Origin of the sequence: Ruminococcus flavefaciens (genome assembly GCF_900116855.1) — a bacterium.
Classification (GTDB): domain Bacteria; phylum Bacillota; class Clostridia; order Oscillospirales; family Ruminococcaceae; genus Ruminococcus; species Ruminococcus flavefaciens_R.
Map to the genome: position 1 here is coordinate 90,494 of NZ_UETD01000011.1, position 19,935 is coordinate 110,428.

22 protein-coding genes are annotated in these 19,935 nt (G+C 50.0%); 21 read left to right on the forward strand and 1 reads right to left on the reverse strand.

What is annotated here, in order from left to right:
• Nucleotides 1-127: 127 nt before the first annotated feature.
• The 17 genes from DSZ37_RS12460 (at nucleotide 128) to DSZ37_RS12540 (ending at nucleotide 16,862) form a co-directional block, all read left to right on the forward strand.
• Complete coding sequence (locus tag DSZ37_RS12460; RefSeq protein WP_109727223.1) at nucleotides 128-2,518, forward strand: endonuclease MutS2; 2,391 nt, start codon at nucleotides 128-130, stop codon at nucleotides 2,516-2,518.
• 62 nt (nucleotides 2,519-2,580) lie between these two features.
• A complete protein-coding gene (locus DSZ37_RS12465; protein ID WP_109727224.1) occupies nucleotides 2,581-4,488 on the forward strand; it encodes a substrate-binding and GGDEF domain-containing protein in 1,908 nt (635 codons plus the stop codon).
• A 395-nt stretch (nucleotides 4,489-4,883) separates the two neighbouring features.
• On the forward strand, nucleotides 4,884-5,654 hold the full coding sequence (gene speD, locus DSZ37_RS12470; RefSeq protein ID WP_028520820.1) for an adenosylmethionine decarboxylase: 771 nt from the start codon (nucleotides 4,884-4,886) through the stop codon (nucleotides 5,652-5,654).
• Nucleotides 5,647-7,098 carry an aminotransferase class I/II-fold pyridoxal phosphate-dependent enzyme gene (locus DSZ37_RS12475; protein WP_109727225.1) on the forward strand — a complete coding sequence of 484 codons (1,452 nt, stop codon included), beginning with the start codon at nucleotides 5,647-5,649 and terminating at the stop codon, nucleotides 7,096-7,098. The genes speD and DSZ37_RS12475 overlap by 8 nt, the downstream gene beginning before the upstream one ends.
• 71 nt (nucleotides 7,099-7,169) lie before the next feature.
• Complete coding sequence (locus DSZ37_RS12480; protein ID WP_109727226.1) at nucleotides 7,170-7,694, forward strand: hypothetical protein; 525 nt, start codon at nucleotides 7,170-7,172, stop codon at nucleotides 7,692-7,694.
• 143 nt (nucleotides 7,695-7,837) lie between these two features.
• The gene (gene speE, locus DSZ37_RS12485) at nucleotides 7,838-8,689 is read left to right on the forward strand and encodes a polyamine aminopropyltransferase (protein WP_109727227.1); all 852 of its coding nucleotides are present in this window, start codon (nucleotides 7,838-7,840) and stop codon (nucleotides 8,687-8,689) included.
• Entirely contained in the window at nucleotides 8,679-9,530 is an 852-nt protein-coding gene (speB, locus tag DSZ37_RS12490; RefSeq protein ID WP_109727228.1) for an agmatinase, read from the forward strand. Before speE ends, speB begins: the two co-directional genes overlap by 11 nt.
• Before the next feature lie 8 nt (nucleotides 9,531-9,538).
• Nucleotides 9,539-10,435 carry a hypothetical protein gene (locus tag DSZ37_RS12495; protein ID WP_109727229.1) on the forward strand — a complete coding sequence of 299 codons (897 nt, stop codon included), beginning with the start codon at nucleotides 9,539-9,541 and terminating at the stop codon, nucleotides 10,433-10,435.
• A 63-nt stretch (nucleotides 10,436-10,498) separates the two neighbouring features.
• Nucleotides 10,499-11,080, forward strand: coding sequence for a DUF3592 domain-containing protein (locus DSZ37_RS12500; RefSeq protein ID WP_109727230.1), 582 nt, complete (start codon nucleotides 10,499-10,501; stop codon nucleotides 11,078-11,080).
• A gap of 37 nt (nucleotides 11,081-11,117) precedes the next feature.
• Nucleotides 11,118-11,690, forward strand: coding sequence for a DUF3592 domain-containing protein (locus DSZ37_RS12505; protein ID WP_109727231.1), 573 nt, complete (start codon nucleotides 11,118-11,120; stop codon nucleotides 11,688-11,690).
• Nucleotides 11,687-12,148, forward strand: a complete 462-nt coding sequence (locus DSZ37_RS12510) for a GNAT family N-acetyltransferase (protein ID WP_109727232.1) — start codon at nucleotides 11,687-11,689, stop codon at nucleotides 12,146-12,148. Before DSZ37_RS12505 ends, DSZ37_RS12510 begins: the two co-directional genes overlap by 4 nt.
• Before the next feature lie 145 nt (nucleotides 12,149-12,293).
• Entirely contained in the window at nucleotides 12,294-13,496 is a 1,203-nt protein-coding gene (locus DSZ37_RS12515; RefSeq protein ID WP_109727233.1) for a saccharopine dehydrogenase family protein, read from the forward strand.
• Nucleotides 13,496-13,984: a VanZ family protein gene (locus tag DSZ37_RS12520; protein WP_109727234.1), complete on the forward strand. Its 489-nt coding sequence runs from the start codon at nucleotides 13,496-13,498 to the stop codon at nucleotides 13,982-13,984. Before DSZ37_RS12515 ends, DSZ37_RS12520 begins: the two co-directional genes overlap by 1 nt.
• Before the next feature lie 18 nt (nucleotides 13,985-14,002).
• On the forward strand, nucleotides 14,003-14,677 hold the full coding sequence (locus DSZ37_RS12525; RefSeq protein ID WP_109727235.1) for a peptidylprolyl isomerase: 675 nt from the start codon (nucleotides 14,003-14,005) through the stop codon (nucleotides 14,675-14,677).
• A gap of 1 nt (nucleotide 14,678) precedes the next feature.
• Complete coding sequence (gene nspC, locus DSZ37_RS12530; RefSeq protein ID WP_109727236.1) at nucleotides 14,679-15,806, forward strand: carboxynorspermidine decarboxylase; 1,128 nt, start codon at nucleotides 14,679-14,681, stop codon at nucleotides 15,804-15,806.
• Nucleotides 15,806-16,393 carry a histidine phosphatase family protein gene (locus DSZ37_RS12535; protein WP_109727237.1) on the forward strand — a complete coding sequence of 196 codons (588 nt, stop codon included), beginning with the start codon at nucleotides 15,806-15,808 and terminating at the stop codon, nucleotides 16,391-16,393. Before nspC ends, DSZ37_RS12535 begins: the two co-directional genes overlap by 1 nt.
• Complete coding sequence (locus tag DSZ37_RS12540; protein WP_109727238.1) at nucleotides 16,377-16,862, forward strand: GNAT family N-acetyltransferase; 486 nt, start codon at nucleotides 16,377-16,379, stop codon at nucleotides 16,860-16,862. The genes DSZ37_RS12535 and DSZ37_RS12540 overlap by 17 nt, the downstream gene beginning before the upstream one ends.
• A 244-nt stretch (nucleotides 16,863-17,106) precedes the next feature.
• Here DSZ37_RS12540 and DSZ37_RS17780 read toward each other — a convergent pair whose 3' ends face one another.
• Complete coding sequence (locus DSZ37_RS17780; protein WP_181380313.1) at nucleotides 17,107-17,394, reverse strand: hypothetical protein; 288 nt, start codon at nucleotides 17,392-17,394, stop codon at nucleotides 17,107-17,109.
• A gap of 91 nt (nucleotides 17,395-17,485) precedes the next feature.
• Here DSZ37_RS17780 and DSZ37_RS12545 point away from each other — a divergent pair, with 91 nt between their 5' ends.
• From DSZ37_RS12545 to DSZ37_RS12560, 4 genes are all read left to right on the forward strand, one after another.
• Entirely contained in the window at nucleotides 17,486-17,716 is a 231-nt protein-coding gene (locus DSZ37_RS12545; protein ID WP_109727239.1) for a DUF6809 family protein, read from the forward strand.
• A gap of 298 nt (nucleotides 17,717-18,014) precedes the next feature.
• Nucleotides 18,015-18,923: a helix-turn-helix transcriptional regulator gene (locus DSZ37_RS12550; RefSeq protein WP_109727240.1), complete on the forward strand. Its 909-nt coding sequence runs from the start codon at nucleotides 18,015-18,017 to the stop codon at nucleotides 18,921-18,923.
• 61 nt (nucleotides 18,924-18,984) lie between these two features.
• Nucleotides 18,985-19,302, forward strand: a complete 318-nt coding sequence (locus DSZ37_RS12555) for a TfoX/Sxy family protein (protein WP_109727241.1) — start codon at nucleotides 18,985-18,987, stop codon at nucleotides 19,300-19,302.
• A gap of 1 nt (nucleotide 19,303) precedes the next feature.
• Complete coding sequence (locus DSZ37_RS12560; protein WP_109727242.1) at nucleotides 19,304-19,930, forward strand: GyrI-like domain-containing protein; 627 nt, start codon at nucleotides 19,304-19,306, stop codon at nucleotides 19,928-19,930.
• Nucleotides 19,931-19,935: the final 5 nt, after the last annotated feature.

Below are 19,935 nucleotides of genomic sequence, written 5' to 3' on the forward strand. Positions count from 1 at the left end.
GTCGCCTTCGGCGACGTTATTTAAATAATGTGAGCGCAGCGAACACATTAACTAATCACTAACCACTATGCACTAATCACTATTAGCGCTTGCGCTAAATTCTGATTTATAACAGTAAAGGATAACTATGGATAAATATCTGAAAACACTTGAACTGGATAAGATCCTCGATATGCTGGCGGAACTTACCTCCAATGAGGAGACAAGGCGTATGGCTCTGGAGGTCCGTCCCGACAACGACCTTGAAAGGGTCCGCTATGAGTGTCTCAAGACCTCGCAGGCGTTCTCCCTTTCGGTACAGTTCGGAACCCCTCCTTTCAGCAATTTCAAGGACATCAGCACCGTTGCCGCAAGAGCTGCTTCGGGGGCTGTAATATCTCTCCGCGACCTCATGGACATCGCCGCTATGCTGCGCCAGATAAAGGCGCTGGCAGACTGGTACTCCCACTGTGAGAACGTGGAGACAGAGCTGAGCTACCTTTTCTCAAGGCTCCAGCCAAATGACTGGCTGCTGGAAAAGCTGGAACGCTCCATCATCTCCGACAACGAGATAGCCGACGCTGCAAGCCCTGAGCTTGCCGCTATACGCCGCAAGATAAACCGCGCAGGTATGCAGCTCCGCGAAACTCTGGACAAGATGATAAAAAACAAGACCACTCAGCAGTATTTGCAGGAGAGCAATGTCACTATCCGTGACGGACGCTTTGTTCTCCCCGTAAAATCCGAGTACCGCGGACAGGTCAGCGGTCTCGTTCATGATACCTCCGCTACGGGTCAGACTATCTTCATCGAGCCTATGGCAATAGTCGAGGCAAATAACGACATCCGTATCCTCGAGGGCAAGGAGCAGGAGGAGATAGAACGCATAATCCGCCAGCTCTGCCGCGACTGCGGCGACTATGCGGAGATACTCACCGAGAACTACAAGGTGTGTACGGAGCTAAATCTGTACTTTGCCAAGTCTAATCTTGCCGCAAAGCTGAACTGCTCTCTCCCCGAAATAACCGACGACGGAAAAATGAATCTGAAAAAAGCCCGTCACCCCCTTATCAGCAAGAGCAAGGCGGTGCCCGTGGACATCAGTCTCGGCGAGGACTATCAGGCGCTTATCATAACGGGTCCCAATACGGGCGGTAAGACTGTTTCGCTGAAAACTGCGGGACTTCTTGCAGCTATGACTATGTGCGGTCTGCTAATACCATGTGCGGACGGCAGCAGGATATCCGTTTACGACCATATACTTGCAGATATAGGCGACAGCCAGAGCATTGAGCAGAATCTCTCCACATTCTCCTCTCACACCAACAAGGTCATTGAGATACTGGGAACTGCCGACGAGAGGTCTCTGGTGCTGCTGGACGAGCTGGGCTCGGGCACTGACCCCGTAGAGGGCGCTGCACTGGCTATATCTATAATCCGACGCCTTATGGAAAACGGCGCCAAGATAATGGTGACCACTCACTATCAGGAGCTGAAGGTCTTTGCCATCGACAGCAGCGGTGTTGAGAATGCCTCCTGCGAGTTCGATATCGAGACTCTGAGACCTACATACAGGCTCATTGTGGGTTCGCCGGGCAAGTCCAACGCTTTTGCCATATCCGAGAGCCTCGGTATGCCATCGGATATAATCAGGGACGCCAAGTCAAGGGTGAGCGAGGCGAATACCCGTCTTGAGGAGGTGATCGGCAAGCTTGAAGCCAGCCGTATCGAGCTGGAAAGGCAGAAGGAGGAGATATCCCGCCTGAGAGCTGAGACCGCTGCCCATGAGGAGGCTATCCGCAGGGAGCGCGAGGAGATAGAGGCTGCAAAGGCTGACGAGCTGGAAAAGGCAAGGCTCCGCGCCATGACTATAATCGAGCAGACCAAGGCAGAGTCCAATGAGCTCATCGACGAACTGGAAAAGCTCCGCAAGGAGAAGGACAAGAAGGACTTCAGCGCCAATGTTTCGGGCATGAAGTCAAAGACCAAGCAGAGCTTCAACAAGATGTATGACACTGCAAATCCCGTTGAGAAGCGCGACCCCAATGAGGGCTACGTCCTGCCGAGAAAGCTCAGACGCGGCGATACGGTCTATGTTGTGGACCTCCAGCGCAAGGGCATAATCTCGGGAGACCCCGATGGAAGTGACTTCGTTTTCGTACAGATGGGCGTCATGAAGACCAAGATGAATATATCAAGGCTCCGTCTTGAGGAGCCCCAGAAGGTCACTGTGGGCAGCAAGCCCCTGAGACCCAACCGCAAAATGAACAAGATAGGCGTAAAAGCCGAGCGGAGAGGCAAAATGGAGCTGGATATCCGCGGCTGCGCCTGTGACGACGGCGTGTACCAGCTGGACGCATTCATCGATCAGGCTGTCATGTCCAATATATCCACAGTTACCATAATCCACGGCAAGGGCACGGGTCTGCTGAGACAGGCTGTACACAAGCGGCTGAAGTCCCACCCCTCCGTCAAGAGCTTCCGCCTTGGACTTTTCGGCGAGGGCGAGGACGGAGTTACCGTGGCAGAGCTGAAATAAGCCCGCAATGACGGGGTTGAGCAAAAACACATAATATAAAGCAGGGAAGGGGGAACTGCACTGTGAAAAAAAGAAAGACCATCGCAGTAGTTGCTGCGGACGTTTTCAACGAATACATGAACCGCATTTTCGTGGGTATATCCGAGCAGTGCAGAGCCCTCGGATATGATGCCATAACCTTTCTTATGGCGTTCAATATGGAGAGCGGCAGCCTTATCCAGCAGGGCGAGGAGAATATCTTCACCCTCATCAGGAAGGACGTCATCGACGGAGTTATCCTCATGGCAGGCAACAACGCCAGCCAGAACCTTGTGGAAAAGTTCGAGAAGGTCTTTTCACGCTGGGGCATTCCCGTTATCGCTGTGGACTACGACCTTGACTTCTGCGAGAGCATCTATGCCGAGGATGTTGAGCTTATGGCGGAAATGACAGACCACCTCATCGAGAAGCACGGGTGCAGGCATATCATGTGCCTGACAGGTCCCGAGGGGAGCACTCCTGCCATGTCGAGACTGGAGGGTTACAGGCTCTCAATGGAGAGACACGGTCTCGAGATACACGAGGGAGATATAGTCTACGGCGACTTCTGGAAGATAATCTCCCAGAGACTTGCAAAGTACTTTATCGAGAACAGGGATGAGCTTCCCGACGCAGTTGTCTGCGCCAACGATGTTATGGCGAGACACCTGTGCGACTCTGTCATAAAGGGCGGCATAAAGGTGCCCGAGGAGCTGAAGATAGCAGGCTATGATGCCGCAGGTGAGGCGGTCATGCAGATACCCTCACTGTCTACGGTCTTCCCCGAGAACGACAGACTGGGCGCAAGAGCGGTATGCAGGCTCCACAAGCTCATAACGGGAGAGGACTCCGAGCCCGTGGATACCCTGAAAAGGGGACACCTTGTCTTTGCAAAGAGCTGCGGCTGCGGAAGCAACGTGAATTACGCCCTTGCAAAGCGGGAGGAGCAAAGCAACCTTATCGACCGCTTCAACAGCTACTACAACAAGAGTGCCATGCTGGAGAGACTTATGGAGGAGAAGAACCTTGACGGTCTCCTTAGAAAGCTCAACGGCTTCGCATATACCATAAACGGTCTGGACGCCTACTTCCTGTGCCTGTGCAAGAACTGGGACAACGTGGAAGAGGAAGACAATGAGTATATCCGCGAGGGCTATGCTCCCGTTATGGAGAACAAGTTCATCTACACAAGGAACCGCGCAGAGTTCGTAAACCGCGAGTTCCCCTCGGAGGACATACTCCCCGACTTCATAGACGAGTATTGCAGCGAGCCCTCTATGTACTTTCTGCTGCCTCTGCACTTCATGGACCGCTGTTTCGGTTACTCCGTGTTCAGGTTCAATGACGTGAGAAAGGCGGTGAGCAGCGTTTTCGCAAGGTGGAACAGGAATATAAGCATATCCCTTGAGTTCCTCCGCGTCCGCACCAAGCTCACCAGTATAAATCAGCGCATACTCATGAGCTCTATCCGTGACACCCTGACAGGTATCTACAACAGAAAGGGCTTCAACAGGCTCTCGGAGGGCATATTCAAAAGGGCGAGGGACGAGGGAAAGCCGCTGTTCGTCATGATGGCTGACCTTGACCAGCTTAAAATGATAAACGACAACTTCGGTCATATGGAGGGGGACAACGCCATAACCGTTGCCGCAAATGCTCTCCAGACCAGCTGTCAGCTGAATGAGGTCTGCGCCCGTATCGGCGGCGATGAGTACGCCATCGTGGGCTGCGGAGACTACTCCGATGAGCATATCAGCGAGCATATGGAGGCTGTAAGGAGCTACTTCGACAGGTACAACGCCTCATCGGGCAGAAAGTATGAGGTTGGGCTCAGTCTCGGCTATTTCCTCGGCGTCCCCGACAAGGACTCGGAGCTGGATAAGTACATCAATATCGCCGACGAGATGATGTATAAGGACAAGGTGAGAAGGAAAAAGCTGAGAGAGAACTGATATACAGCATATATAAATTAATATGTGTCTGAGTATTGACAAAAAAGACGAAATATGATAAAATAAAATGAATTGCAAAAGAAGCTTCGGTTTCAGAGCAAGACTATTGACCACTCCCTTCGGAGTCGAGGCCATACGGACAGCCGGGTCAAATGCCGACCGCCGATAATTCGGCTGGCAACTTCTGTTGCCTTATTGATTCGACCCTGCGTCGATAAAGTTTTTATAAGTTCTCATCAGCTTGTGAAAGGTCAATAAGAGTAGTAAAAGGTAGTACTTGCTTATATAGACTCTGAAACCATTTGTGAAGTCTCTGCGCTTACTGCATAGGTATTTCATGCACACAACGGCTGATAAGGCCTTTGTGTGCATTTTTTGTTTGAAGGTGTGGTTTTATGGAGAATAAGCTTAAACTTTACGGATTCAATAACCTTACGAAGTCGCTGAGCTTCAATATCTACGATGTCTGTTATGCCAAGACTGCCCGCTCACAGCAGGAGTACATCGCCTATGTAGACGAGCAGTACAACTCAGAGCGTATAACAGATATCATGACCCATGTAACTGAGATGATAGGCGCTCAGGTATTGAGTATGTCCCGTCAGGACTACGACCCTCAGGGCGCTTCCGCTACATTCCTTATCGCGGACGACACTATGGTCCCCGCAGGAGGAAGCGAGACCGTGGCTCATCTTGACAAGAGCCATGTCACCGTTCATACCTATCCCGAGTTCCATCCCGATACCAGCATCGCCACATTCCGCGTGGATATCGACGTTGCTACCTGCGGCAAGATAACTCCGCTGACTGCACTCGATTACCTCATCGGAAGCTTCGATTCCGATATCATCACCATGGACTACAGGGTAAGAGGCTTTACGAGAAATCTGGACGGTGAAAAGCTCTTCATCGACCACGATATAACCTCGATACAGAATTATATCGATGCCAAGATACTGGATAAGTACGACGCCGTGGATATAAACGTGTATCAGGCTAATATGTTCCATACAAAAATGCTCATAAAGGAGCTTGACTTACAGAATTATCTGTTCAATACAGATGTTAATGAGCTTCCGCCGAGACGCAGACTGGAGATAACCAATGCGCTCCAGCGGGAGATGATAGAAATTTTCAGCGGAAGGAACGTGTTCGGAAATGGCTGACCTTTCCCAGACAAATGCGCCTATATATGAGGCGCTGAGGAAATTCCGCCGCATGAGAGTCGTTCCCTTTGACGTCCCGGGACATAAGAGGGGCAGAGGTAATATGGAGCTCACTGAGTTCCTCGGCGAGGACTGCATGAATGTTGATGTAAACTCCATGAAGCCGCTGGACAACCTCTGTCACCCCGTATCCGTCATCAAGGACGCGGAGGAGCTGGCTGCCGAAGCATTCGGCGCGGCAAATGCCTTCTTCATGGTGGGCGGCACCACCTCTGCGGTGCAGAGCATGATAATGTACGCCTGCAAGGAGGGCGACAAGATAATCATGCCCCGAAATGTACACAGAAGCGCTATCAACGCCCTTATCCTTACGGGAGCTGTTCCCGTTTACGTCAATCCCGACGTCAACCACAAGCTCGGTATCGCTCTTGGTATGTCTGTTTCTCAGGTGGAGCAGGCTATCCGCGATAACCCCGACGCCAAGGCTATCATGGTCAACAATCCCACATACTACGGCATATGCTCCGACCTGAAAAGGATAACGGAGCTGGCTCATGAACACGGTATGCTGGTACTTGTGGACGAGGCTCACGGCACTCACTTCTACTTCGGTGAGAGCTTTCCCGTGACTGCCATGGCGGCAGGTGCGGACTGCGCCTCGGTAAGTATGCATAAATCGGGAGGAAGTCTTACACAGAGCTCCTTCCTGCTTCTCGGAAAAAACATCAATGCCGACTATATGAGACAGGTCATCAACCTGACCCAGACCACCAGCGCATCATATCTGCTGCTGTCAAGTCTGGATATATCAAGAAAGCGTCTCGCTCTCGGCGGCAGGGAGATATTTGCTCAGACTGTGGAGATGGCTGAGTACGCACGCTCGGAGATAAACGAGATAGGCGGCTATTACGCCTATTCCCGAGAGCTTATCAACGGAGACAGCATCTTTGATTTCGACGTTTCAAAGCTGAGCATATACACACTGCCTATCGGTCTCGCAGGCATCGAGGTCTATGACCTCCTCCGTGACGAGTACGATATACAGATAGAATTCGGCGATATCGGCAACGTTCTCGCCTATATCTCAGTGGGAGACAGAAAACGCGACATCGAGCGCCTTATCAGTGCCCTTGCCGAGATAAAGCGCCGCTTCGGCAAGAGCGGTGCGGATATGCTGACACAGGAGTATATAAGCCCCGTGGTGGCAGAGACTCCCCGAAAGGCATTCTACGCAAAGAAGCGCTCTCTCCCTCTTGAGGAGACAGCGGGACTGGTGTGCAGCGAGTTCGTAATGTGCTATCCCCCCGGTATCCCCATTCTGGCACCCGGCGAGCTCATCACCGACGAGATAATCGAGTACATAAAGTATGCCAAGGAAAAGGGCTGTCAGATGACAGGCACTGAGGACATAAACATCGAAAGGCTCAACGTCCTCGACTTATAATGATATGAAACGCATACCGCCGCGGCGGAAGACGTTTTATATAATATTTTTTCTTTAAGGAAGGTAAAAACATGAACATGAAGAAAATCGGAATCACAATGAGTCTCCTTATGGGAGTTACGCTCAGCTTCTTCCTCTCGCTGGTGGGCAATCTCACAGGCGGCGGAGGATTCAAGCCTGTCGCTTTCCTCGTGACCTTTGCGGTAAGCACCATAATCAGCCTTATCATCGGCTTTGCCGTTCCCATGGCAAAGGTTGAGAGAGGCGCTGTAAAGGCTATGGGACTCAAGGACAACAGTGTTCCCGCCAACCTCGTTTCAGCTCTTATATCTGACCTTATCTACACACCCGTCATCACTCTGGCTATGATAGCACTTGTCCGCAAAATGGCTATGAAAATGAGCCACGGCCACGCGGAGCTCCCACCCTTCATGGTAATGTTCGTGAAGTCACTCATCATCAGCCTCATCGTTGCTTACATCATCATACTTATCGTAACACCCATATACAAGAAGATCGCTTTCAAGTCCGCAGGCGTTGATCCTGCTGCATCAGGCGGTGCTCCCGCAGGCGGTCCTCCTGCTGACAGAAAGTAATTTTTCAGCCTGAGAGCTGAAAGTAGAGGGCTGAAGGCAGTGTGCAGCGTTTTGCACATCATGGCTTTCAGCTCTGAACTGTCAACTCTCACACCTATTGCTCCATGGCGGTCATGGGGCTTGTCACTGAACGGAGGTATAGTATGGAATTATGGTTCACGGAGAGACATACTCCCAATGTTAAGTTTTCTATAAAGGTCGATCATCAGCTGTACAGCGGAAACAGCGAATTTCAGCGCATCGACGTTTTCGATTCCAAGGAATTCGGACGCTTCCTCACCCTCGACGGCTATATGATGCTCACCGAAAAGGACGAGTTCATCTATCACGAGATGATCACCCACGTCCCTATGGCAGTTCACCCCAATCCTAAGAATATCCTCGTCATCGGCGCAGGTGACGGCGGAGTGGTCCGCGAGCTCACACGCTATCCCTCTGTGGAGAGCATCGACCTTGTGGAGATAGATGAGCTGGTGGTGGAGGTCTGCAAGAAGTATCTGCCCACTACTGCCTGCCGCTTCGACGACCCGAGAGTCCATGTGTTCTACGAGGACGGAGTGAAGTTCATACGCCGCTGCAACGACCAGTATGACGTTATCATAGTTGACTCCACCGACCCCTTCGGTCCCGGAGAGGGACTTTTCACCAAGGAGTTCTACGGAAGCTGCTTCAAGGCGCTCCGCGACGACGGCATCATGGTAAATCAGCACGAAAGCCCATTCTATGATGAGGACGCCGCAGCCATGCAGCGCTCCCACAAGCGCATAGTCGAGAGCTTCCCCATAAGCAAGGTCTATCAGGCTCATATCCCCACATATCCCTCGGGACACTGGCTCTTCGGCTTTGCTTCAAAGAAATATCACCCCACAAACGATTACAACGGCACCAAGTGGAGTATGCTGGGTATCAAGACCAGATACTATAACCCGAGACTCCATACGGGATCTTTTGCCCTGCCATGCTATGTAGAGGAGCTTCTTAAAGATGTTGAATAAGAATATACAGACCTTCATCGCCTGCGACAGCGAGTATGAGGACGCTAAGATAGTCCTTTTCGGTGCAGGCTTCGACGGTACCACAAGCTTTCGCCCCGGTACAAGGTTCGCACCCTCTGCCATAAGGAACGAGAGCTTCGGCATCGAGACATACAGTCCCTACCAGAACAAGGACATGACAGATCACAGCTATTTCGACAGCGGCGATCTTGAGCTGCCTTTCGGAGATACCGACAGAGCTGTTGCGGACATATCCGAACGTGCAGAGCAGATACTTGCTGACGGAAAGCTGCCTTTCATGATAGGCGGTGAGCACCTTGTGACCCTCGGCTCGGTCAGGGCTGTGAAGGATAAGTACGATGACCTTTATATCGTACACTTCGACGCCCACGCCGACCTCCGCGACGACTATCTCGGTCAGAAACTGTCCCATGCCTGCGTGCTCAGGCGCTGCCACGAGCTTGTGGGGGACGGTCATATCTTCCAGTTCGGTATCAGAAGCGGCGACCGCGAGGAGTTCGTCTTTGCCGACGGGCATACCGAGATGCATAAGTTCAGCTTTGACGGTCTGGAGGCTGTTGTTGAAAAGCTGAAGGGAAAGAATGTGTACTTCACCCTCGATCTGGACGTTCTTGATCCCTCGGTGTTCCCGGGTACGGGTACTCCCGAGGCAGGAGGAGTTACATTCGATGAACTGAGGAAGGCTGTTACCCTTGTGTGCAGCAGGCTGAATATCGTGGGCTGCGATGTAAATGAACTGAGTCCAGTTTACGATCAGAGCGGAGTTTCTACCGCTGTCGCCTGCAAGATCATCAGGGAAATGCTTCTTGCACTGTCATGAGCTACTATATGGATAACGGCGGCGGAAATGACTTCGGTCCCGAGAATACGCCGCAGAAGAAAAACACTGCCCTGATAATCGTTCTGATCATTTTCGGCTGCTTATCACTGTTCTGCTGTCTGCCCTTTATCGGACCCGCTTTAGAAATAGTGACAAGCTTCAAGACGGATTTTATTGACGAGCTCAAAAAATATGATACACCTGTTGAGGCTGATGTCATTGATGTTTTCAGGATCACGGAAGTGAACAGTCAAAAACTTGCTCCTGAGGAAAAAGGCTTTTTCTTCACATATGAGTATGAGTACAACGGTCAGAAATATCAGAGCTCATTCACGCACGGTCTGGACAAGCATTACCGCTATACGGGAGATAAGGTGCAGCTTTTGATAAATTCCGATGTTCCGACGGATATCTATGATCCCGAATGCTTTACGAGCCCTGATCATGCTAATTACATTCTCGGACATGAGCCTGAGTACTTTAACGTAAGTGTTGACGCTGCTGTGGTCGATGTCAGAGAGGTAAGGCAGGGCGACTGGGACGAAAGAAAGGGCGATGATTCGGGCTTTGGCATTACCTGCCAATACGAGTACAACGGCAGGAGCTATCAGAGTGATTCCCCTGAGCTTTTCAAGGCTAAGTTTTATAATATCGGGGACAAGGTCGATATAAAAATAAAGTCTTCTTCGCCCAATGAGTTTTATGCCCCCGATACTATAAAGGCAACTCATAAGATAGCATCTGTGATGCTGGCTATTGGCATCGTCGTACTGCTGGTACCTGCAATAGCTATCATAGCGGCGATCCTGCTGGTGCTGAGATCTGCGCGCGGAAAAAAGGATCAGGTGAAGTATCACTACGACTCTCAGGATTATTACGACCAAAACGACGATTACAGAGGATAATTCGAAGTAATACGGTACATCTGTGAGATCAGATAGACTTTTCTGATGAAAGGGAGGATATCTATGGAGAACGGTAATAAAAAGAACAGCGGTCTTATGGCTGTCGTGGTCGTTGTCGCAGTTCTGATAATTCTCGGAGTTGTGACCTTTGCCATTATCCCTTTTCTGACTGTGAGAAAAATGGTGGACGACTCAATGGACATGGCGGACGGCAATTACGACACCGTCATCACTGCCGTTATCACCGAGAATACGGTGCGTTACGACGAGGACGGCACCACCTTCTATACCCCTGTATATGAATACGAATACAACGGCAAGACCTACCGCGTTCCTGCGGGCGTCAGCTCGTCGGATAAGAAGTACAGCGACGGTGACAGGGTGGAGATAAGGATATCATCATCCTTCCCGGGAAGAATGACGGACCCTAACTATAATGTAAGGACGTCTTTCAAAAAAGCCAGCAAGACCATTACAAGTGTGTTCCTTGTGGTGGCTGTCGTACCCGTGATAATTATGCTTGCCATCGTTATAATTATCATTGCAGTCATTAAAAGTATCAGAAAAAATGAGTCGCATCCTGCATATACTGCTCCTGATCAGCAGGATGAGTACAATGACCCAAACGACGATCACAGAGGCTGATAAACACCACAAGTATTAAGTCAGGAGGCGAAAAACTATGAAATACAGAGATTACGATCAGATTTACGAAGAATTATCACAGCAGCCCCGCATGAAGCAGTCTACCGCAAACAAGATCATATTTATAATCATATTAATAGCCGTTATGCCGTTCTTACTCGTCAGTATGCTGTTTATGGGAATCGGAATAATGGCAAACCATAACATGAACAAGGACAAGAAGGTATGCACCGAGCGCGTGATGGGTATTGTATGCGCCTTAGATGAGGACAGGAGAGTGGACTACGACAGCGATGGTGACAGAACCGAGTCTGTGACTTATGCTCCCGTATTCGCCTATTCCTATAATGGCAGGGACTACAAGATCACCGGCAGTACATATTCGTCAAGTCCCGATTACAATGAGGGAGTACAGGTGGAAATATATGTGGATCCCAATGATCCCAAGCGTATCTATGTGCCTTCATACTCGGAACAGAAGAATGTCCACCTTGCTTTCATTATTGGCGGAGGAGCATTTCCCTTATGCTTCCTTTTGGTTCTCGGTATCTCAATATTCAAGCTATTCAAATCTAAAAAGGTCCAAACAAACGAGGGGGAGAGCATATGAATATTTTCAGAGCACAGAATGTTTCCGGACTTGCGGAAATACGAATGAAGTATCTGCGCGAGGATTTCCCTTTTATGACAGATGCTGAGGCAGCAAGGATAAATGCGAAGCTGCCGAGATATTATGCAGATCATCTCAACTGCGACTTTTTCGCATATCTTGCTGAGGACGAGGGAAAGATAATCGGTTCCGCCTTTCTTACGGTGAGAGAGATGCCGCCTAATCCTAACTTCCCCAACGGCCGTGTGGGAACGGTGCTCAACGTCTATACCGAGGCGAGCAAGCGGCGTCAGGGCATCGCCACAGCTCTCATGGAGCTGCTGATAACAGATGCAAAGACAATGGAGCTTGATTATATCGAGCTGAAAGCCACCAAGGACGGCTATCACCTTTACAAGAAGCTGGGCTTTGAAAAGACCAGTTCCTCGTACACGCCTATGAAGCTTATGCTCAGATGAGCGCTTTACGGAGGTAAGATCCGACAGTGAAGGAAGCTCTGTTTTCAGGCTCCAGTGCCGCTATCATGGCGCTGTTCCTGATAACCTGAGAAGATGTGGATTACGCCTATAAACATATCATCAATATAAATACGGAGGAATCAAAATGGGAAAATGTATGATCATCGGCTGCGGAGGAGTTGCTTCCGTTGCCATCCACAAGTGCTGCCAGAACAGTGAGGTATTTGAGGGCATAATGATCGCCAGCCGCACAAAGTCAAAGTGCGACGCGCTGAAGGAGAAGCTCCAGCCCGCTACAAAGACAGTCATCGAGACCGCTCAGGTAAACGCTGACAATGTTGACGAGCTTGTCGCTCTTATCAACAGCTACAAGCCCGATGTAGTGCTCAATCTGGCGCTCCCTTATCAGGACCTCACCATCATGGACGCTTGTCTGGCTACCAAGACACACTATGTTGACACTGCAAACTATGAGCCCCTTGACACAGCGAAGTTCGAGTATAAGTGGCAGTGGGCTTACCGCGAGAAGTTTGAGCAGGCAGGCATAACAGCTCTGCTGGGAAGCGGCTTTGACCCCGGTGTAACAGGCGTTTTCTCGGCTTATGCCATGAAGCATGAGTTCGACGAGATAAACTATATCGATATCCTTGACTGCAACGGCGGCGACCACGGCTATCCCTTTGCCACAAACTTCAACCCCGAGATCAACATCCGCGAGGTTTCCGCTAAGGGAAGCTACATCGAGGACGGCAAGTGGGTAGAGACAGAGCCCATGGAGATAAAGCGCGTTTACAACTTCAAGGGCGTGGGCGAGAAGGATATGTATCTTCTCCACCACGAGGAGCTGGAGTCCCTTGCACTTAACATCAAGGGCATCAAGCGTATCCGCTTCTTCATGACATTCGGTCAGAGCTATCTCACACATCTCAAGTGCCTCGAGAACGTGGGCATGACATCTATCGAGCCCATCATGTATGAGGGCAGGGAGATAGTTCCGCTCCAGTTCCTGAAGGCAGTTCTTCCCGATCCTGCTTCGCTGGGTCCGAGAACAGTGGGCAAGACCAACATCGGCTGTATCTTCCGCGGAAAGAAGGACGGCAAGGACAAGAATTACTACCTCTACAACATCTGCGACCATCAGGAGTGCTACAAGGAGGTCGGCTCACAGGCTATCTCCTACACCACAGGCGTTCCTGCTATGATCGGCGCTATGATGATAATGACAGGCACATGGAAGAAGGCAGGTGTCTACAACATCGAGGAGTTCGATCCCGATCCTTTCATGGAGGCTCTCAACAAGTGGGGACTCCCGTGGGAGGAGGACTTCGATCCCGTGCTTGTTGACTGATGGGGAAAAAACTCGACCATATCGGCAGAGCGGCGATATATATACTTTTCGGAGTTTATGTCATCGCCGCTCTCTATCTGCTCTTTTTCATGAGGAGAAGTATGTGGGACTACCTCACATACAGTGAGTATTTCCGCTATAATACAAATTTTGTCCCATTCAGGACCATTGCGGAGTTCGCAGGATATCTCCGCGACAAGGATGAGGTCTACGGTGACCTGTCCTTTGTGAATATCTGGGGCAATCTGGCAGTCATGCTCCCTGCGGGGATATTTTTCCCTGCCATATGGAAAAAGCAGCGCAGATTTCGTGTATTTGCTCTTACTGCGGCGGCTGTCATCATCTGCGTGGAGCTTTTGCAGTTTCTCACAATGCGCGGAAGCTGCGACATCGATGACTTTATACTGAATTTTTTCGGAGCTGTCATCGGATTTTCACTTACAAGTATTAAAATAATCAGAAAGCTGACTTTTGTCGGCAAAGAATAGAAAACAGGAGGAAAAAATATGAATTTTTTCAAGGCTTTAAAAAAGACAGCAGCTGTTGCTGTTGCAACAACAATGCTCATGCTGGTAGGATGCGGCAAGGACGCTGCAACAAGCTCAAGCGAAAAGACTGAGGCAACTACTGCTGCATCAGCATCGGCATCGGGCAAGACCATCGTTATCGAACTCGACACAAAGGCGGCTCCAATTACCTGCGAGAACTTTGAAAAGCTGGTAAGAAGCGGCTTCTATGACGGTCTTACATTCCATCGTGTAGTTGACGACTTCATGGCTCAGGGCGGCGACCCCCTCGGAACAGGCATGGGCGGAAGCGACGAGAACATCAAGGGTGAGTTTTCTGCCAACGGCGTTGAAAATCCGCTCTCACATACACGCGGAGTTATCTCAATGGCAAGAAGTCAGGACCCCGACAGCGCATCAAGCCAGTTCTTTATCTGCTATTCAGATGACTGCACCTTCCTTGACGGTCAGTATGCTGCATTCGGCAAGGTAACCGAGGGCATGGATGTAGTTGATGACTTCCTCAAGGTTCCCCGTTCAATGGGCGGCGACGGAGCTGTATCTGCACCTAACTCTCCCATCGTAATGGAAAAGGTCCAGATGCTTGACCCTGCCGAGGATGGTTCGCCCAGAGTTCAGATAACAATGAACGACTTCCTTGCAGACGTAAAGTAAAATGTTTGATGTTAACAAAGTGCCGACTCCCTGCTATATAGTGGATGAGTCGGCGCTTATCCGTAATCTGGAGATACTCCGCGGAGTTTCACAGCGCACAGGCGCAAAGATACTCCTTGCTCAGAAGGCTTTTTCCTGCTATCATCTCTATCCCCTTATCGGGGAGTACCTTTCGGGAACGGCTTGCAGCGGTCTCTATGAGGCAAGGCTGGGCTTTGAGGAGATGGGAAAGGAAAACCACGTCTTTTCCGCCGCTTACCGTGAGAGCGAGATAGACGAGATAATCTCATACTGCGGCCATATCATCTTCAACTCCTTCACTCAGCTGGACAGGTACCGCGACCGTGTACTTGCCGCAGGGAAGAAGATAGGTCTCCGCATAAATCCTCAGTGCTCCACTCAGGAGGGGCACGAGATATACGACCCATGCTCGCCAAAGTCAAGGCTCGGCATCACCCGTGAGAACTTCCGCGAGGACGACCTTGAGGGCGTTACGGGACTCCACTTCCACACCCTCTGCGAGCAGAACTCCGATGACCTTGAGACCACTCTCGACGCCATCGAGGAGAGGTTCGGGGACATACTCCCGAAAATGGAGTGGATAAACTTCGGCGGCGGTCATCATATCACCCGTGCCGACTACGATATACCGAGGCTGGAGAAGTGTATCCGCCGTATGCAGGAGAAGTACGGGCTGGAGGTCTTTCTGGAGCCCGGTGAGGCTATCGCTCTCAATGCAGGCTGGCTTGTCACCGAGGTGCTGGACATTACCAAAAACGATATGCCCATCGCTATACTGGACACCTCTGCTGCCTGCCATATGCCCGATGTACTGGAAATGCCATACCGTCCGCCCCTTGTGGGCTCGGGAGAGAGCGGCGAGAAGCAGTTCAGCTATCGCCTCGGCTCACAGACCTGCCTTGCAGGCGACGTAATAGGGGAGTACTCCTTCGACGAGGAGCTCCGCATCGGCGACAGACTGGTGTTCGGCGACATGGCGATATACTCCATGGTGAAGAACAATACCTTCAACGGTATGCCGCTGCCGCACATACTGCTGCTGAAAAAGGACGGCAGCTTTGAGGAGCTTCGCAGCTTCGGCTATTCCGACTTCAGGGAGAGACTTTAATGACCAATATCTATTTTGTGCGTCATGCACAGCCGCAGTATACCTGCGCTGATACAGCTGTCCGTCCTCTTACGGAGGAGGGACTTCGCGACACCGCCGAGGTTGTCCGCACTATGAAGGACATACAACTTGACTACGCCATTTCAAGCCCCTACAAGCGCAGCTATGACACCATAAAGCAGACTGCGGAGGAGCACGGGCTCACTATCGACACCGACGAAAGGCTTCGCGAGAGAATGAACGGCAGGGACAGCAACAACATGGATATGTTCCGCAGACGCTGGGCTGACCTGAGCTTTTCCGAGAGCGACGGCGAGTGCCTTCAGTCTGTTATGGACAGGAATATCGCCGCGATAAACGATATCCTCGACAGCCATGAGGGTCAGAGCATTATCCTCGGCACCCACGGAACAGCACTCAGCACTATCCTCCACTACTACGACAACAGCTTCGGGCTGGAGGGCTTCCTGCGCCTTATCGACTTTATGCCCTATATCGTGAGACTGGGCTTTGAGGGACGCCGCTGCGTGGAAAAAGAGGAGCTTCTCATCGTGAAAAAGGAGTTCAAAAATGGGTTTAAGCGTTGAAAAATACAGCTCCGCCGACCTTGCGGACATGATAAGGATATGGAATGAGGTAGTTGAGGAGGGCATTGCCTTTCCTCAGGAGGAGCTTCTTGACGAGACCAGCGGACGGGAGTTCTTTGCCGCCCAGACATACTGCGGAGTTGCAAGACTTGACGGAAAGGTGCTGGGACTTTATATACTCCACCCCAATAACGTGGGGCGCTGCGGACATATCTGCAATGCCAGCTATGCGGTCAGCAGTGAGAGCAGAGGTCTCCATATCGGCGAGAAGCTGGTGCTTGACTGCCTTGAGCAGGCGAAGCTTCACGGCTTCGGTGTTTTGCAGTTCAATGCCGTGGTGGAGAGCAATATCCATGCCCGTCACCTTTATGAGCGCCTTGGCTTTGTGCAGCTTGGCACCATACCAAGGGGCTTCCGCATGAAGGACGGCAGCTGCGAGAATATCTGCCCATACTACCACGAATTATAAAAAGCGGAATTTAGCGCGTATGCGCTAAGTTGATAGTTGAAAGTTGAGAGTTAATGTGTTCGCTTCGCTCACAATATTTAAATATTGTCGCCGCAGGCGACTCCACATCTTTCAACTCTAAACTCTCAACTCTAAACTTAAATCAGAATTTTGCTTCGCTAAATTCTGATTTATCTTAATAAAAATTGCCCCTGAGTGCTTTGTAACACTCAGGGGCAAACTCTTTTATGATCAGCTTTTTCGTTTACAGTGAAGATATCTTGTGGAGGAGGAACTCCTGAATCTTCAGAGCATCATTGGAGGTAAGTCCCACCGTTGAATCGTCAACGTCGCCGTTGAGCTTACCCTGCTCGCTGATAGTGTACTTGTTGGGATTTGCAAGACTCTGCATGATGAGGATAGCATCTGCCAGCTCCACCGTGCCGTCACAGTTGGTATCGCCTGCTGTACGGGTAACGGGAGGAAGCGTAGTCGTCGTTGTGGTTGTAGTTGTTGTAGTTGTCGTGGTAGTAGTAGTCGTAGTTGTTACCACGGGAGTGCCGTAGGCAACACCTTAACAACGATTATTTGGTAAAGTTTGGACGGTTGGTTTTACAACAATAAAACCGAAAGGACAGATACAAATGATTGATGCGATGTACAATTACAGACAGGGTGAAATCCACTCCGCTGAGTTCTCTGATGAGTTCAACAAGCTCTGTATCCCCTTTGAAGATTCGCTGAGTGAGGAGCAGATTGATGTGTTTCACAAGCTCCTCGACTGCGTGAGCGAGACTGCCTCTGCTGAGATGAGAGCTGCCTACAAAGTCGGATTCAAGGACGGTGCGACTATGATGCAGGAGATTCAGGACTGATATAATTAAAGCATAAGTAAAGGGCTATGTCCTCCGTAAACGTGTACGGAAGATATAGCTCTGTTTTTCTTTTCAGATTTAGTTTGTAAGTTTTTCTTTATTCTCGCTCGATTTGGCAAGTCATCATCACATTGAGTAAAAGCTCATACTCAGGACTGAATACTATAAGGATTTATTTTCAAATATAGCTTAACTACAATGCGATGTTCTGCTATTTTTCTATACACAAAACCAATTGACGCTGCCTGAATTCTATGCTATAATAAAAACAACACAAACCGGAAAGCTGGTGCTAAGAATGAAAATAGACAGGCTGATCGGCATACTCTCAGTACTTTTGCAGCGTGACAAAGTAACGTCACAGGAGCTTGCAGAGAAATTCGAGGTGTCACGGCGGACGATACTGCGTGATATTGAGTCGATCAATATAGCGGGTATCCCCATTGTTTCCGAGCAGGGACAGGGCGGCGGCATTTCGATCATGGACGGATACAAAATAGACCGCACACTGCTTTCTTCCGGTGATATGCAGGCGATACTTTCGGGACTGCGAAGCCTTGACAGTGTCAGCGGCACGAACCACTATCGTCAGCTTATGGAGAAACTCTCTGCTGATGATATGACCTCTGTGAATGTAGATAATCATATCATCATTGATCTGTCAAGCTGGGATAAATCTGCAATCGCCGATAAGATAGAGCTGATCAAACAGGCGATAGAACAGCGGCATCTTATCACGTTCTGCTATTACTCCCCAAATGGTGAGAGCAAGCGCAGGATAGAACCGTATCATCTGATCTTTCAGTGGTCTGCCTGGTATGTGTGGGGATATTGTACCGAGCGTGAGAATTACAGAATGTTCAAGCTCACCCGAATGACGGAGCTTGCTATCACTGATGATAGATGTGAGGACAGAGTTATTCCCAAATACACCTCCGATAAGCTGCGGCATACAAAGGGCGAAATAAAAGCAACCGTAAAATTTGATATTTCCGTAAAATGGCGTATTATAGACGAGTTCGGAGCGGATTTTCTGAAATATGATGACAGCGGAAATTTAGTGATGGATTTCACATGGTCGGACAAGCAATCGTTTTTCAGCTATATCCTGACCTTTGGCGATAGTGCGGAAATTGTTTCGCCGCAGGAATACCGGCAGGAGTTTGCGGAGCTTGCAAAAAACATTTACATCAAATATGAAACATGACATACAGTTGTCACATTTAATGGTGTATAATGAAAGCATATTTTAGATAGAGGGTGATAATATGCCGTCAACAAAGGAATATCTCAGCTTTATTCTCGAACAGCTCTCTGACCTTGATGAGATCACTCATAAAGCTATGATGGGCGAATATATCCTGTACTATCGTGGCAGGATCTTCGGCGGAGTATATGATGACCGTTTTCTCGTGAAGCCTGTGAAGTCCGCCCGTGAGCTGATGCCCGATGCGGCACTGGAGCTTCCCTATGAGGGGGCAAAGGAAATGCTTCTTGTGGACAATGTGGACGATAAGGAATTTTTGTTTCAGCTTATCACGGCGATGTATGACGAACTGCCGGAGCCGAAGAAACGGAGAAAATGATATGCCGTTCGATTTCAAAAAAGAATACAAGGAATACTATATGCCCCCGAAGAAGCCGACGATCGTCACCGTTCCAACCATGAACTATATCGCCGTGCGTGGTGAGGGTGATCCGAATGCTGAGGGCGGCGAGTACAAGCAGGCGATCGAACTGCTGTACGGAATCGCCTATACGATAAAAATGAGCAAAAAGGGCGATCATCAGATAGAGGGCTATTTTGATTATGTCGTGCCGCCGCTGGAGGGATTCTGGTGGCAGGACGGAGTTCAGGGCGTGGACTATACTCACAAGGAACATTTCAAGTGGGTGTCGCTGATACGCCTGCCCGATTTTGTCACAAAAACAGACTTTGACTGGGCGATAGAGGAAGCGACACGCAAGAAGAAAACGGATTTCTCCAAAGTGGAGTTTCTGACCTATGATGAGGGTTTGTGCGTGCAGTGTATGCACATCGGCGGCTATGATGATGAGCCTGCAACGGTACAGCTTATGCATGAATACATGACAGTGCAGGGGTATTCTCTGGATATTTCGCAGAGCCGTTTTCATCACGAGATCTATCTTTCGGACGCAAGGAAGGTTTCCCCCGACAAGCTGAAAACAGTCATACGGCACCCGATCAAATGAAAGGA